The 15,322-nt window shown below is 62.9% G+C and carries 14 protein-coding genes; 9 read left to right on the top strand and 5 right to left on the bottom strand.

Going from position 1 to position 15,322, the window contains the following annotated elements; translation table 11 throughout:
- The first annotated feature begins 105 nt into the window (after window positions 1-105).
- From ONR57_RS04225 to ONR57_RS04215, 3 genes are all read left to right on the top strand, one after another.
- On the top strand, window positions 106-954 hold the full coding sequence (locus tag ONR57_RS04225) for a hypothetical protein (protein ID WP_265121657.1): 849 nt from the start codon (window positions 106-108) through the stop codon (window positions 952-954).
- Window positions 955-1,164: 210 nt separating this feature from the next.
- A complete protein-coding gene (locus ONR57_RS04220) occupies window positions 1,165-1,743 on the top strand; it encodes a sigma-70 family RNA polymerase sigma factor (protein WP_265121791.1) in 579 nt (192 codons plus the stop codon).
- Window positions 1,736-2,809, top strand: a complete 1,074-nt coding sequence (locus ONR57_RS04215) for an anti-sigma-D factor RsdA (RefSeq protein WP_265121656.1) — start codon at window positions 1,736-1,738, stop codon at window positions 2,807-2,809. The genes ONR57_RS04220 and ONR57_RS04215 overlap by 8 nt, the downstream gene beginning before the upstream one ends.
- 88 nt (window positions 2,810-2,897) lie before the next feature.
- Here ONR57_RS04215 and ONR57_RS04210 read toward each other — a convergent pair whose 3' ends face one another.
- Window positions 2,898-3,332, bottom strand: coding sequence for a DUF5319 domain-containing protein (locus tag ONR57_RS04210; RefSeq protein WP_265121655.1), 435 nt, complete (start codon window positions 3,330-3,332; stop codon window positions 2,898-2,900).
- A 442-nt stretch (window positions 3,333-3,774) separates the two neighbouring features.
- Here ONR57_RS04210 and guaB point away from each other — a divergent pair, with 442 nt between their 5' ends.
- The 3 genes from guaB to ONR57_RS04195 all read left to right on the top strand — a co-directional run bounded on the left by guaB (window position 3,775) and on the right by ONR57_RS04195 (window position 8,382).
- Complete coding sequence (gene guaB, locus ONR57_RS04205) at window positions 3,775-5,316, top strand: IMP dehydrogenase (protein WP_265121653.1); 1,542 nt, start codon at window positions 3,775-3,777, stop codon at window positions 5,314-5,316.
- A gap of 153 nt (window positions 5,317-5,469) precedes the next feature.
- Window positions 5,470-6,579, top strand: a complete 1,110-nt coding sequence (locus ONR57_RS04200) for a GuaB3 family IMP dehydrogenase-related protein (RefSeq protein ID WP_265121790.1) — start codon at window positions 5,470-5,472, stop codon at window positions 6,577-6,579.
- An 84-nt stretch (window positions 6,580-6,663) separates the two neighbouring features.
- On the top strand, window positions 6,664-8,382 hold the full coding sequence (locus tag ONR57_RS04195) for an FAD-dependent oxidoreductase (RefSeq protein ID WP_265121652.1): 1,719 nt from the start codon (window positions 6,664-6,666) through the stop codon (window positions 8,380-8,382).
- 53 nt (window positions 8,383-8,435) lie between these two features.
- Here ONR57_RS04195 and ONR57_RS04190 read toward each other — a convergent pair whose 3' ends face one another.
- Entirely contained in the window at window positions 8,436-10,196 is a 1,761-nt protein-coding gene (locus ONR57_RS04190; RefSeq protein ID WP_265121650.1) for a sodium:solute symporter family protein, read from the bottom strand.
- A complete protein-coding gene (locus tag ONR57_RS04185) occupies window positions 10,193-10,471 on the bottom strand; it encodes a DUF4212 domain-containing protein (RefSeq protein ID WP_265121649.1) in 279 nt (92 codons plus the stop codon). Before ONR57_RS04185 ends, ONR57_RS04190 begins: the two co-directional genes overlap by 4 nt.
- Window positions 10,472-10,734: 263 nt before the next feature.
- On the opposite strand from ONR57_RS04185, the gene ONR57_RS04180 reads away from it, so the two are divergent.
- From ONR57_RS04180 to ONR57_RS04170, 3 genes are read left to right on the top strand one after another with little or no spacing between them, the layout of a single operon-like run.
- Entirely contained in the window at window positions 10,735-11,208 is a 474-nt protein-coding gene (locus ONR57_RS04180; RefSeq protein ID WP_265121648.1) for a hypothetical protein, read from the top strand.
- Complete coding sequence (gene guaA / locus ONR57_RS04175; protein ID WP_265121647.1) at window positions 11,201-12,772, top strand: glutamine-hydrolyzing GMP synthase; 1,572 nt, start codon at window positions 11,201-11,203, stop codon at window positions 12,770-12,772. The genes ONR57_RS04180 and guaA overlap by 8 nt, the downstream gene beginning before the upstream one ends.
- Window positions 12,769-13,656, top strand: coding sequence for a phosphatase PAP2 family protein (locus ONR57_RS04170; protein ID WP_265121646.1), 888 nt, complete (start codon window positions 12,769-12,771; stop codon window positions 13,654-13,656). The genes guaA and ONR57_RS04170 overlap by 4 nt, the downstream gene beginning before the upstream one ends.
- A gap of 12 nt (window positions 13,657-13,668) precedes the next feature.
- Here ONR57_RS04170 and ONR57_RS04165 read toward each other — a convergent pair whose 3' ends face one another.
- Together ONR57_RS04165 and ONR57_RS04160 are read right to left on the bottom strand one after the other, a co-directional pair.
- Window positions 13,669-13,896, bottom strand: a complete 228-nt coding sequence (locus tag ONR57_RS04165) for a hypothetical protein (RefSeq protein WP_265121645.1) — start codon at window positions 13,894-13,896, stop codon at window positions 13,669-13,671.
- On the bottom strand, window positions 13,889-15,280 hold the full coding sequence (locus tag ONR57_RS04160) for a PspC domain-containing protein (protein ID WP_265121644.1): 1,392 nt from the start codon (window positions 15,278-15,280) through the stop codon (window positions 13,889-13,891). The genes ONR57_RS04165 and ONR57_RS04160 overlap by 8 nt, the downstream gene beginning before the upstream one ends.
- Window positions 15,281-15,322 lie beyond the last annotated feature (42 nt).

Raw genomic sequence — 15,322 nt, 5'->3', positions numbered from 1 at the left:
ATGCGATGATTAAACTTAGCTGACGCGCATGTGAACACGGCGTGAAGTAATTTATTCATTATCGGACGTTGCGGTATGGGCCGGCTTTCTCGACAGGGGGCGAGTGTGGGCAGCGATAGCGGCGGCGCCGCCCAGTTGTGGGAGGTTGCCTTTGGTGGGCGGCCCATCGCCGTACCCGTCCCCGTGCCGGAAAGCCGCTTGGGAAAGTGGCTGCGTGCGGTCGTTCTGGGTGCTGCAGGATTCTACGCAGCTGCACAGACGCAGCTCGAAGACATCACGCGGCAGTCGGCTGCCCCGGAGACCGGTGCGGAGGAAGCGCTCGCGTACAGCACTTGGGGATCATTGCAGCGACAGTGCGGGAGATACCAAACGGCTGCAGTGCTGGATGGCCGCGCCCTCGCAATCGTCACGGGAAGGGCCCCCAGCAGCCGGAATGTCATTCAACCGGCGGATGGTGCCTCGGCGTTATGTAGGGAAGCATGGTGTGATGCGATTACTGGCCTCGCTGCGGACGCAATCGGTGCGCACCGATTCGCTGTTGCAGGCCGTCTGCTCGACCGCCTCGACGTAGTAGTGGATGGGCGCCGGCACGAGGGGGATCTGTGGCGCCAGCGGCTTCGTCGCGACTGGGTCCGCTGTGAACTTGCTCTGTACTCCGGCGATCCGGGCGCGGGTCGTCGGTGGGCAGACGCCGCAGTGGAGCGCGCGCGAAGTCGGTCCTCCGTGCGCCACCAGATTAAATCCGAATTGATGGCCGCTGCAGCGATGCATGCCGGCGCGAATCCGGCCGGGGCAGCTGCGCTCGCGTGGCGGTGCCTAGAGGCGGCGGAATCGCATGATTTGTATCCGCTGGCGTGGGCGTCGGCACAATTGTTGTCAAATGATCCGGCTGCAAATGAACGCAGCGCCGCGTTCGCACGTGTTTTACGTAGGCGTGGAGGGGTATTCGCGTGAGTGCTCCGCTTCGTCCCGAGAGTGACCTTGGCGTTTGGCTAATCGTGTCGGAAGGGGCCGGTATTGTCGTATAAGTACCGAAGCGACGTCGGCGACCACCTGGACCCCACTGCACGGACCTACCGAATGTCTGAAGCACGCGAACTTGCCTCCGAAGATGGTGTTAAGGAAGCCGGTCAAGCTCCTGTAACGCCATCGCCTCATCTGGCGATGAAGATGTCAGATGAGGAACTCAGCATTGCCGTTGTGGCTGCCGGCCGCGGCGACAGAGCTGCTCTCTCTACTGTTTTGGAGGCGATTCGCCCTGCAGTGGTTCGCTACTGCCGGGCCAGGGTTGGTATCGGAGAACGCGGGCATGTGTCCGCGGACGACGTGGCGCAGGAGGTGTGCATGGCGGTCATGACGGCTTTGCCCCGCTATCAGGACCAGGGGCGTCCGTTCATGTCGTTCGTGTATGGCATCGCCGCTCACAAAGTGGCAGATGCGCACCGTAGTTCTGCGCGCAATCGGCAAGATCCCACTGAGGAGATGCCCGATTTCGCGTCACCTGACGATGGACCCGAGGGGCACGCGCTACTCAGCGAGTCGTCCCGCCGGGTGCAGGAACTGCTCAACTCACTCTCCCCAGAACAGCGGGAAATCCTCATCCTCCGCGTGATCGAGGGCGTATCAGCCCAAGAAGCTGCGGAAATTGTTGGAAGCACCGCGGGTGCTGTGCGCGTAGCGCAGCATCGGGCTTTGGCAAAGCTCAAGAAGGCGATGGGGAGAGTGGGTGAGATCGATGGCTAGGCGCGACGGTTTTGGCGAAGGCAACGGCGCCAGCCGTGATGAGGAACTGATGGACAGCGCGGCGCCGGATGGGGTCGCTGACATCAGTAGCTTGTTGCACGACGACGAGTTTCTGAGCGCGCTCGCGCAAGGCTCCGTCGCGGACGACGTGACCGCGGAGGAACGTGAACTCGCTGATCTGCTCCTGCAGTGGCGGGAAGAGGTCATCGCTGCGCCGCTTCCCGAGGCACCCACCGTCGACGAGATCGAACGAGAACTCGTCGTTGCGCCCGTTACGCACATCTCGTCGCGCCGTCCGCGACGGATGCGCTGGCTGACCTCTGTGGCGGGTGCTGCCGCTGCCGCGGCATTCGTGGTTGGCGGAGTCGCGGTGGTTTCGCAAAACGCACAGCCAGGCGACCCGCTGTGGGGTGTGCGACAAGCTATCCACGGATCAGATAGCACCACGGTTCTGGTGGCCGGGTTACGCAGTGACCTGGAACAAGCCGAGCAGGCCCTCGAAAGTGGCGACGTTGATCGGGCGAAAGATCTCCTCGACTCGGTTGCCTCGCAGCTGAGCACCGTGGGCGGCCCCCAGCAGACTGAACTGTCTAACAAGTTGCGGACACTCAGCGAGCGCGCCGAGCGCGAGGGCGGCCGAACTGATGTCGCTCCGGTGACCACTACCCCGAAACGCACTTCGGCTCCAGAAGTGACACAGCCGCGTGACACCTCACCGGTCGAGCTGCCGACATTTACGCTGGATCCCGACATTATGCGCACGGTTCCGCTGCCGCCGATCACCCAGATACCGCTGCCGCCGTACTTCCCGGAGCCCACGCTCCCGGTGGCACCGCCACCTCCGGTGACAATCCCGCCGGAGATCCTGGATCTGCCGCTCGATCCGCCGCCGCCGGTGGAAACGACTGCACCGGAGCCAACGCAGCCGCCCGCGGACTCCGCACCGACAACGACGCTGCGCGTACCGACATCGCTGCAACCGACCACGACGCAGCTGCCGGAACATGACATCCCGTCAATCCTCGATCAGCTGCCGCTGTTGCCGGACGATCCGCGACTGCGCTGATCGCTGCCACGGCAGTCACCGTCACTGAAGAGAAACGTGGCCCCCCGAATATGACATTCGGGGGGCCACGCTATATCCGTTGCACAGGTTAGGCTTCTCTCCCACCCTGGAGCCAAGAGCGGTAGATACCGCGGTTCTGTGGTGAGATGTCACTCATCACACCGTCGGCGTAGCCACGGCAGTAATCCCAGGTGACGTACGCCTCTGGATTAGGGTCGAACGCGGGTTCATGCGGGCGGACTGTCCCATCGGTCAACAGCTGGAGCAAATTCGCGCGCAGCATGTCCCAGTCGTGAAAGTGATCCTTCTGGCAATCCTCGCAGCACACGACGAGGCCGCGGATGCCGCGGTGCGCTAGCAGCGCCTCGTAGACAGCGAGATCCTGAAGGTCCTCTTCGATCGCCATTCGTTCGTGCGGGTCAAGAGGCTGCCCCGGGTCCAGGGCGTCGAGTACCGCAGCCGGATCCTGCGGATCATCTGCGAAGGGATCCGGCGGTAAACCAGGTGGAAGTTGATCGCGCACGCCACTACCGTACTGAGAAATCACCCTTCTTCGCCACCGGTTCGGCCGCGTTGCGGCAATTGAACCTGAAATTTTCTTGAGATTGCGGTTGTTGCCTCTGCTATGGGCACCGCTGAGTAGCTTTCTGCGCGGCCGGACGTCGCTCCGTTAACTGTTGCGGGACGAGTTCGACCGAAGTATCGCGTGGCCGTCCGTAGTGACGACTTCTCGCCGCGCTGTTCGCAGGGGGCTGCAGAGGCAGCTGTCCTGGGAAATTGCTGTGGATTGACTTAGCGCCGCTGCCCGCTGTGGAGCGGTCAAACCAGTCCCTCGCGCCATCTATCATGGATAGGAATGCGCGGATTGCTTGGAACGGCGGGTAACGTCCATTCCAGCATCTCGCAGCAGAGTTCCCGGGCATAGTTCCGGCTGGGAAATAAGCAACGAAGGAAGGCCGCTCGGCATGACAACCCTGGCGCAGCGCGCTCACACAGGCGGAGACGATCCTGGCAAGATTGCCATGCTAGGGCTGACGTTTGATGATGTTCTGCTTTTGCCTGCAGCGTCCGATGTCATCCCCAGTCAAGTTGACACCTCGAGTCAGCTCACGAAGCGAATTCGCCTGCGGGTGCCGCTGGTAAGTTCGGCGATGGACACCGTCACTGAGGCGCGAATGGCTATTGCGATGGCGAGGGCCGGCGGGTTGGGTGTACTGCATCGCAACCTCTCGCCGGAAGCGCAAGCTTCGCAGGTCGAGACGGTTAAGCGGTCCGAAGCGGGAATGGTCACCGATCCGGTCACGTGCCGTCCTACGGACTCACTCGCCGAGGTGGATGCCATGTGCGCCCGGTTCCGGATCTCTGGCCTCCCGGTCGTTGACAACGCAGGCCAGCTGCTCGGCATCATCACGAACCGCGACATGCGATTCGAGGTCGATATGCGCCGTCCTGTGTCGGAAGTGATGACGAAGATGCCGCTCATCACCGCGCGCGAAGGCGTAACCGCCGAAGCGGCGCTGGGACTCTTGCGCCGCCACAAGATCGAAAAGCTTCCCATCGTCGATGGTGAAGGCGCACTCCGGGGCCTCATCACGGTCAAAGACTTCGTCAAGACCGAACAGTACCCAGACGCAACGAAAGACACCGATGGCCGCTTGCTCGTCGGTGCGGCGGTCGGCGTGGGGGACGACGCGTGGACGCGGTCGATGCAACTTGTCGATGCGGGTGCCGACGTGCTCATCGTGGATACGGCACACGCGCACAACCGCCGTGTCCTTGAAATGGTGAGCAAGCTCAAGGCAGAAGTCGGAGAGAACGTTGACGTCATCGGCGGCAACGTAGCTACTCGAGAGGCCGCGCAAGCGCTTGTCGATGCGGGTGCCGACGCGGTCAAGGTTGGTGTCGGCCCAGGGTCGATCTGCACAACCCGTGTTGTCGCTGGCGTTGGCGCACCGCAGGTTACTGCGATCATGGAAGCCGTCGCCGCCTGTAAGCCAGCCGGTGTCCCCGTGATCGCCGATGGCGGTCTGCAATTCTCCGGTGACATCGCGAAGGCACTTGCCGCTGGTGCGTCGACCGCAATGCTCGGCTCACTGCTGGCAGGAACCGCCGAATCGCCAGGCGAACTGATTTTCGTCAACGGCAAACAGTTCAAGAGCTATCGGGGTATGGGTTCGCTCGGTGCGATGCAGGGCCGGGGCCAGACGGGCCAGTCCGGTGAGTCGCGCAGCTTCTCGAAGGACCGGTACTTCCAGGACGACGTGCTGTCAGAAGACAAACTGGTGCCCGAAGGGATCGAGGGACGCGTACCCTTCCGTGGACCGCTCAGTTCGGTAACGCACCAACTTGTGGGCGGGTTGCGTGCCGCGATGGGTTACACGGGTGCGAACGCGATCGAAGAACTTCAGCAAGCCCGGTTTGTCCAGATAACTGCTGCGGGTCTGAAGGAAAGTCACCCGCACGACATCACGATGACTGTCGAGGCACCGAACTACGCCGTTCGCTGAGATCCGCGAGGGTGAGGTACGGTTTTCGGGCGCAGTACTCGCAAGGAGTGCTGCTTTCGTCTGCCCAGCGCCGTTGACGCGTGTGCACAGGGCGGCGCCCGCCACGCACACAAGCAGAGAGGGACGCGCGTGCAGGACCACGTTGAGATCGGTATGGGCAGGTCGGCTCGCCGCACGTACGGATTGGCAGACGTGAGCGTCGTTCCTTCGCGGCGCACGCGATCCGCGAAGGAAGTGTCGACGGCCTGGCAGCTCGACGCGTACCGGTTCGGTGTACCGCTCGTGGCGCACCCCTCTGACGCGATCACGTCGCCCGCTTTCGCGGTCGAGTTCCACCGGCTGGGCGGGCTCGCGGTCCTCAATGCCGAAGGCCTCATCGGGCGTCACCGTGATGTGGAAGAGAAGCTCGCCAAGCTCACCGAGGTGGCTGAGCGTGAGGCCGGCCCCTCCGCAGCCATCAGGATGCTGCAAGAACTGCACGCGGCGCCATTGCAGCCAGAACTGCTCGCCGCCGCGGTAGCCGAGGTGCGGGACGCGGGGGTTACCACCGCCGTGCGTGTCAGTCCGCAGAAAGCGCGGGAACTCACCCCGATTCTGCTCGAAGCCGGTATTGATCTCCTCGTCATTCAGGGCACGATCATTTCGGCCGAGCATGTATCGAGCAACGAGCCGCTCAATCTCAAGAATTTCATCGCGGAACTTGATGTGCCTGTTGTTGCTGGCGGCGTCAGTGATCACCGCACCGCGCTGCATCTGATGCGCACCGGAGCGGCAGGTGTGATCGTGGGCTATGGGTCGTCCGCGGCGACAACGACGCACGATGTGCTGGGCATCGGTGTGCCCATGGCTACAGCGATCGCTGACGCAGCCGCGGCACGGCGCGAATACCTCGACGAGACTGGTGGCAGATACGTCCATGTGCTGGCCGACGGCGACCTCTACAGTTCGGGGGACATCGCCAAAGCAATCGCCTGCGGGGCTGACGCGGTGATGCTTGGAACTATGCTGACCGCTGCGAAGGAAGCGCCTGGGCGTGGCTGGTACTGGCCCTCCGTCGCGGCGCATCCCTCGATGCCGCGCGGCTCGGTCGTCCAGATGACGGCACCTGAAGAGCAGACCAGCCTGGAGAAGGTGCTCAACGGCCCCGCTGACGATCCGTTCGGTTACATCAATATCGTCGCCGGCCTGCGCCGGGCGATGGCGAAGGCGGGATACTCCGATCTCAAAGAGTTTCAGAAGGTCGGGCTGACGGTTCGCTACTGATCCACCGTTAGGGGAACCTCTGCTGTTCCTCCGCGACCTGGTGCGGCACACTTGATGCAGTTTCCCGTCAGCGGAGGTGGCAACGTGGCCAGCAGCAACCCACTCGATTTCGATGTTGTGATCGTCGGTTCTGGATTCGGCGGCAGCGTCACAGCGCTGCGTCTCGTCGAAAAGGGGTACAAGGTCGCTGTCATCGAGGCAGGACGCCGTTTCGGCGACGACCAGTTCCCGAAAACAAGCTGGGATATTCGCCGGTTTCTGTGGGCGCCGAAGCTGGGGTGCTACGGGATCCAGCGGATGCATCTTCTCCGGGACGTCATGATTCTTGGGGGCGCAGGTGTGGGTGGTGGTTCGCTGAACTACGCCAACACGCTGTACGTCCCCGGTGAGCCGTTCTTCAAGGACCGGCAATGGTCGGGAATTACCGACTGGCGAAATGAATTGACGCCACATTACGAGCAGGCGCAGCGCATGCTCGGTGTGGTGCGCTTCCCGCACATGACTCCGGCGGACTACGTGATGAAGGAAGTCGCGGAAGACATGGGCGCGGGCGGAACATTCGTCCACACCCCAGTTGGCGTGTATCTCGGAGAACCAGGTAAGACGGTGCCGGATCCCTACTTCGGTGGGGTCGGTCCTGACCGGACAGGCTGCACGGAGTGCGGATCATGCATGACCGGGTGCCGCGTCGGCGCCAAGAACACCCTGGTCAAGAACTACCTCGGGCTTGCTGAGGACGCTGGCGCACAAATATTCCCTCTGACGACCGTCACGGGCTTGACGCAAGACGCGGACGGAACTTGGCGCGTCGAAACGGAACGCACCGGCGCGTGGGTGCGTAAACGCCGAAAGGACTTCACCTCTCGGCACGTCGTTTTGGCCGCAGGGACGTGGGGCACGCAGAACCTCCTTTTCGCAATGCATGACGCAGGCAGGCTCCCGGCGCTTTCACCCCAGCTGGGTGTGCTCACACGCACAAACTCGGAATCGATTGTGGGGGCCGCGAAGTACAAGGTGGATCCAGAAATGGATCTCACGAAAGGCGTGGCGATTACCTCATCGTTCCACCCGACAGCCGACACCCACATTGAACCGGTGCGGTACGGCAAAGGCTCCAACGCGATGGGCATGCTGCAGACCCTGATGGTCGACGGTGGCGGCAAGCTGCCTCGCTGGCTGAAATTCGTGTTAGCCGTACTTAGGCACCCCGCACAGTTCGTGCGCGTCCTCACCGTGCGCAACTGGAGTGAACGAACGATTATCGCGCTCGTCATGCAGCATCTGGACAACTCGATCACGACATACACGAAGCGTGGTTTGTTCGGGCGGAAGCTCACCTCGAGGCAAGGACATGGAGAGCCAAATCCCACGTGGATCCCGGTGGGTAACGAGGCCTGTCGGCGTATTGCCGAGAAAATCGGGGGTGTCGCAGGAGGCACCTGGTCAGAAGTGTTCAACATTCCGCTGACGGCGCACTTCCTCGGCGGCGCGGCAATAGGCGAAGACGCTGACCACGGTGTCATCGACCCCTACCACCGTGTGTACGGCTACCCGACGCTGCACGTGGTTGATGGCGCCGCGGTGTCTGCGAACCTGGGAGTCAACCCGTCTCTCACCATCTCAGCTCAGGCCGAGCGAGCCGCGTCACTGTGGCCCAACAAGGGAGAAGCTGACCAGCGGCCACAGCAAGGCGAACCCTATCTGCGGATGGATCCTGTTCCGCCGCGACACCCTGTCGTACCGAGCCATGCGCCAGCAGCTATCGGGTGGTCGACGCTGAAGCAGAGCGACCGCATCGCATAACTCAGCGAACTATCCGGGGTCCGCGCGAAAGCGGCCCCCGGACAGCGCCGAGACTAGGTATTGCGCCGAGATCGGTCTGTCGGCTGGTCCAGGTACTCAGACTCGTATCCGTGCACGTCCTCGCCCGCAGCGTGCATAGCGACCAGATCGGTGTGACCCGGGTAGCGGATCTCCTCGACCAGGTTCTGCATCTCGTGCGACGGCTTCGGCGTGAACATTGAAACAGCGAATGTCACGGCGAAGTTGAACAGCATGCCGATGACGCCGAACCCGGTCGGTGCTATGCCCGCGATTGGCTCGTTCCCTAAGAAGATTGGCGCCGACTCGCTGGGCAAGGTCCAGATGAAGTAGAGCATCGTGACGGTGATGCCAGTTGCCATGCCGGCTGCGGCGCCGATCGCGGTGCACTTCTTCCAGAAGATGCCCAGCAGCAAAGTGGGGAAGAAGCTCGCGCACGCGAGTCCGAAAGCGAGGGCGACCACTTCTCCGGCGAAGCCCGGTGGGTTGATGCCGAGGTATCCGGCGAGCAAGATTCCAAGAGCCATGGCGATACGGGCGACACGGACCTGCTGCTTTTCGTTCGCTTTCGGGTTGATCCGCTTGTGGTAGATGTCGTTGGCGACCGCCGAGGAGATCACCAATAGCAGTCCAGATGCGGTGGACAAGGCTGCAGCGACGCCACCGGCAGCAACCAGGCCGACGATCGGGGCGGGGAGGCCGCCGATCTCTGGCGAGGCGAGTACCAGAATGTCGTTGTTGATCAGCACCTCATTGGCTGCGTCACCGCGGAAGACGGCATCTGCGCCGGAGGGGATCGGGTCACCGGCACTGTTGGTGATCAAACCTACGTCGGTCCAGGTCTGGAACCAGGCTTGCTCGCTGAGCGTGCCGGCAAGCGACGTCTCCAGGATGTTGAACTTCGCGAACGCCGCCACGGTTGGGGCTGTGGTGTAGAGCAGCGCGATGAAGAAGATGGCCCACAGTGCCGAGTAGCGCGCGGCTCGCACCGAACTTGCGGTGTAAAAGCGGATAATCACGTGCGGCAGACCCGCGGTGCCGAACATCAGCGACGCGGTCAGCAGGATCATGTTCAGCTTGTCGCCCCCGAACAGGGCGGCGGTGTACTCGCTGAATCCAAGTTGTGCTTGCAGCGCCTCGAGTTCGTCGAGGATCTGCCCGAAGCCGATCTGTGGCAGCGGAATACCAGTCAGCTTGGCCGAGATCGCAACGGCGGGGATGAGATACGCGGTGATCAGCACCGCGTACTGACAAACCTGAGTCCAGGTGATGCCCTTCATTCCGCCGAGCACGGCGTAGAAGAACACCACGGTCATTCCGATGAGGACGCCGATGGAGGTGTCAACACCGAGGAAGCGTCCGAATACCACTCCGGCGCCTGCCATTTGGCCCACGACATAGGTCAGCGAGACAACGAGCGCGCACACCACAGCGATGATCCGTGCGGTTTCGTTGTATCGGTCGCCAACGAAGTCCGGAATCGTGTACTTGCCGAATTTGCGCAAGTAGGGTGCCAGCAGCAAAGCAAGGAGCACATAGCCGCCGGTCCAGCCCATCAAGAACGCCGAGCCGCCGTACCCGTTATTGGCGAGCGCGATCAGCCCGGCCATCGAGATAAACGAGGCCGCGCTCATCCAGTCGGCCGCGATTGCCGCACCGTTAGCAGGTGCGGGGATGCCGCCACCGGCCACGTAGAACTCCGAGGTGTCTTTCACGCGGCTGCGGTAGGCGACGTAGATGTAGACGGCGAAAGAACCACCTACGAAGATCAGGGTCCAGAGTTGGATATCGGTCATGAGTGGTGCACATCGCTCTCGTAATCATGGATCCCGAATTGGGCGTCGAGCTTGTCCATTCGCCACACGTAAACCGCGATCAAGGCAACGAAGACCAGAATCGACCCCTGGTTGGCAAACCAGAATCCGAGGGGGAAGCCGGCGATCACGATGTTGTTCAGCAGGTCAGCAAAGAGAATCCCGGCACCGAACGACACAAGCGCCCAGATAGTCAGTAGCACGGCCATAAGTCTCAAGTTTTTGCGCCAGTACACCCGGCGTGACTGTTCATCCATCTTGGTCCTTCCGGGAAATGAGGTTGCGGGCGTCAGAAAACCTGGGCTAATTGGACCGGGTCAAGCAATTGGCGTGATCTGGGTCACCTTTCGCGCCGAGCGGTGAGGATGGTGCGATAAGCGGTGTGTGATCTCGGTCAGGAACAAAAACGCACCGCTGGACGCTAGAAACCGACCGCTGACCGCGGCATAGCTGCCGTTTGGCGGGCGCGTTCCGGCCGCAGGTCGTGCGATGAGTGGCATGCAACTCGTACAGTCGTGCCATGGCTCACAGCACCGCATCCCACCAGACCAGGGGCAGCCGGGCAGCAGCACCTTCAAAACAGGTGTCGAAGCGCCCGGTTGTCCAGGGCCGCCGTCAGCTTGCGGGGGCGGTAGCGATGGTGGTCTTTGGTTCCTTTCTGCCGTGGATCTCCACCGCGGTAGAGAACGTCTCAGGCGTACGCGGTCCCGGTTTGTGGACCTTCTACGTAGCCCTGCTCGGCCTCGCCGGAGCCGTGCTCCCGGCGGCGCTTCGCCGGCTCGCGGGCATCCAGGCGGCTGTCATGTCGGTGGTCTGCGTCATGCTCCCGGTGTGGCAGCTGGTGCATGTGCTGAATCTGGTGGGCACCTCTGGCTGGATGCCGGGCCCTGGTCTCGTGCTTGTGTTTGGGGGCGGCGTGCTCGCGGCTGTTGCTGCTGCCCGGCTACTGCGCGGGGGCGACGCAGGAGACCGCTTACACTATCGGGGTGACTGAAACCGCCCAGGACCGTCCTGTCGTTGTCATCGACTTTGGCGCCCAGTATGCGCAGCTTATCGCCCGGCGGGTGCGCGAGGCGCGCGTCTATTCCGAGGTGATGCCGCACACCGCATCGGTTGCCGATATCGCCGCGAAGAACCCGCGTGCGGTCGTCCTGTCCGGCGGACCGTCGAGTGTGTACGAGGAAGGCGCCCCCGAATTAGACGCCACACTTTTCGATCTTAATGTGCCAGTCTTCGGCATCTGCTACGGCTTTCAGGCGATGGCGCAGGCACTCGGCGGCACGGTCGCGCACACCGGCACCCGGGAGTATGGGCGCACGCAACTGAACGTCTCTGGCGGTGTTCTGCATGACGGGCTGCCCGCCTCGCAGCCGGTGTGGATGAGTCACGGTGACGCTGTCACTGCGGCTCCGGATGGCTTTGAGGTGACGGCGAGCAGCGTCGGCGCACCGGTGGCAGCGTTCGAGAACCGGGCGCGTGGCCTGGCTGGTGTCCAGTACCACCCAGAGGTACTGCACTCCCCCCACGGGCAGCAGGTGCTGTCGAGGTTCTTGCACGACATCGCCGAGATCGAGCCGGCGTGGACACCCGCCAATATCGCCGACGCGCTCGTCGAGCAGGTCCGCAACCAGGTCGGTGCCGGGCGCGCCATCTGCGGCCTCTCCGGCGGCGTGGATTCCGCGGTCGCCGCGGCACTCGTGCAGCGCGCGATTGGGGACCGGCTGACGTGCGTATTCGTCGACCATGGTCTGCTGCGCGCTGGTGAGCGCGAGCAGGTCGAACATGATTTCGTGAAAGCGACGGGCGCGAATCTCGTCACAGTCGATGCTGCGGACACGTTCTTGCGCGAGTTGAAGGGCGTCTCCGATCCGGAGACGAAACGTAAGACGATCGGCCGGGAGTTCATTCGTTCCTTTGAGGGCGCCGTTGCAGAGGTGCTAGGCGAGAACGCCGCACACGGTGACACTGTCGACTTCCTCGTGCAGGGCACCCTCTACCCAGATGTGGTCGAATCGGGTGGTGGCAGTGGGACCGCGAACATCAAGAGCCACCACAACGTGGGCGGTCTCCCGGAGGATCTCCAGTTCACGCTCGTCGAGCCGCTTCGGCTGCTTTTCAAAGATGAGGTTCGCGCGGTGGGCCGAGAACTTGGGCTGCCAGAGGATATCGTCCAGCGGCAGCCGTTCCCGGGCCCCGGCCTCGCTATCCGCATTGTGGGTGCGGTGACGGCGGACCGTCTTGCCACCTTGCGGCAGGCGGACGCGATTGTGCGTGAGGAGCTCACAAGCGCTGGCCTCGACCGGCAAATTTGGCAGTGCCCCGTTGTTCTGCTTGCAGATGTTCGCAGCGTCGGCGTGCAAGGGGACGGCCGAACGTACGGTCATCCCATTGTGCTGCGTCCAGTCAGCAGCGAGGATGCCATGACAGCCGATTGGACTCGCGTTCCATTCGAGGTCCTCGAGCGGGTGTCGACCCGTATCACCAATGAAGTGGCGGAGGTGAACCGCGTCGTACTCGATGTGACGAGCAAACCGCCAGGCACGATCGAGTGGGAGTGAGCGCGTCGACTCAGACCCCGAACCCAGCAGTGACCAGCAGTGTCCGCTGGGCAGTTCTCACTGCGGTGGCATTTGCTGGATTCTGGCTGACGTATGCGGCCTTCGTGCTCACTGCACCCGGACAGCGCATTGAGAACGCCGCGCTGCGCGGTGCTGACCAGGAGGATGCGGCACTTGTCGTGGAATCCGATGCGGCGCTCAATGCGATTACAGTCTCGTCGCTCGGTGCAGTCTCGCTGTTCGTCGTGCTCTTTGCGCTAGTTCGTAAACGGGTAGACCTAGCGGTAGCAGCAGCGGTAGTCATCGTCGGCTCGTCGGTGATTACTCAGGTGTTGAAACGGTTCGTGCTGCCGCGCCCCGAACTCGCAGAAGTAACCGGGCCGTATGCCAGCAACAGCTTTCCGAGCGGACATACAGCTATCGCGATGTCCGTGCTTTTCGCGCTGCTGATCGTGGTTCCGTTCGCCTGGCGCGGGCTTGCGATGTTCCTTGGCGCGTTCTACGCGATCGCGATCGGGGCACACACTCTGACGTCGAAATGGCACCGATTCAGCGACACCCTGGGTGCGGATCTGGTGGCGCTCGGGGTGGCGTGTGCGGTCACAGTGGTGCTGGTGAAGCGGGGCTCGCTCGTGCGGGTGCGCTCTGGACGGTACCCGCTGCGTGTGGTTTTTGTCGTAGCACCGATTGCAGTGGGTGCGGCCATTTCGTTGAGTCTGGGTGCACTGATTCTCGTTATGGGCGAGCACCCCACCCATCCGGATGAGGTGCTCGACTACAACATGTATTTAGCGCTGCACGGCCTAGCTGCGGGCGCTTCCGCGCTGACTGCTCTGGTGTTCTGGTGGTCGTGGCGGCGCATCGCCGCCGTCGGGCCCGGTTAGTGCAACCGGTGCCTATCTGCTGCCGCGTTTGACCGGTGCGAGGACGAGCACGAGGCCCACGACAAGGGCGAGTGCGATGAGCATCCAGGGCAGCGTGCGCAATGCGCCCGCGTCCCCTGAGGGGTCTGCGAGCGCCCACGCACTCACCAACAGTGAGCCAGCGGCGACGAGCAGAAGTAAGGGTGAGAAGCGGCTTATTCCGTTGCTGCGTGCGGGCTGAGGGGTCCGATTGTCAGCCATGGAGAATCTCCACCCTTCCGGTATTCACCGATGCGTTCACCGTCAGTTCTGGTGCGTCCTCGGTGCCAGCGCCGAGGGTGAGTCCCTGGCTTGGGCATGCCATCTCGCCCATCTTGACGTCACACGAGGTGCGGACGTTGATGTCGTCAGGAACCCGCACAACGAGTTCCCCAATCCCTACCGATGCGTCGATGGCAGCGTTCTCGGTCAGATCGAGTTCGCGGAGATCGACGGTCAGGCTCCCCATGCCGAGCCGGTACTCGGGCTGCAGATCGCTTATCGCGACGGGTTGGTAGCTGCGTTCGCCGATACCCGCCTTGAAGTACGAGAAGTCAAAGGGCGCTGCGATAGTCGCGATGATCACGAACCCGGCGAGTGGTGCCGCCACTGGGACGAGACCGTGCCCCGCGCCGCGAAAGGCGCCGATTAGCAAACCAACGCCGATAACCGCGAGTGTGATCGCGCCGATGCGGCCCGCTGTCAGCCACGAGACACCGAAGAGGAGCGCGAGTGCAGTCAGGACGGCGCCGGTGATGATCGCTAGGCCGAGAGTAACAGCGGTGATCCGTGACTGCGGTTTCACGACCACTGGTTCACGTGCGGGCGCAGGTTCGGGGAGGTCCCAGGCGAACGGAGCGACCCCAAGCGGATCCCAGGAGGGCGGCTGTGCGTGGTCCTGCGCATGCTGCGTGGTCTTCTTGGTCACTTCCGCCGGTCGCACAAGCGGCTGGACCTGTGGCAGCGTAGGGGACTCCTTGACTTCATGTGCAACCCGGTCTGCGGGTGCTTCCACGTCCGCGTTGTCAGGCGCTGCTTCAGCTTGTTGAGGTACCGGTGGCGGCTGCTGATATTGCTGTGGTGGCGTCCATGCCGCCGGTCCGTAAACTGGCGCGCCCTGGTCGCTCCAGCCGGGCGCGACGGGTGGCGTCCAGGCGGTGACATACGCGGGCAGCGGTGGCTGCGCTGGACGGCGCTGGTATAGCAACCACCAGCCAACGAGCATCAGCGCGAAGCTGACGAGGCCAGAGCCACTCATACTCAGACCGATCGGCGTGACGATGCTCGCGGCTATCGCCAGCGCGATGACGAGCACGACCGTGCTGCTCTGTGATTGTGAGCTTTGCCCGCGCCCGAGTAGCGACTCACCTGCAGACACGTGGTCGGCATCCTTCGGCAGGAGCAGCCAGGCTGCCAGGTAGAGCACGATTCCCGCGCCGCCAAAGAACGCGGACACGATGAACGCAACGCGGATGAGGACTGGATCGATGTCGTACCGGTGCCCGAAGCCTGAGCACACTCCCGCGATTTTCCCGGTATGGCTGAGTCGCGCGGGGCGCGTGCGCCAGATGTCGTTGACCTGGTCGCTGAAGCTCGTCGTGGTCATGATTTCATGATGCTTGCCGCGATGCCCCGGCGAAATCAGGTG

Source organism: Hoyosella sp. YIM 151337 (assembly GCF_026041215.1).
In the GTDB taxonomy this organism is placed as follows: Bacteria; Actinomycetota; Actinomycetes; order Mycobacteriales; family Mycobacteriaceae; genus Hoyosella.
Note: the sequence above shows the minus strand (reverse complement) of the source record. Positions and strands in the feature narration are given on the sequence as shown.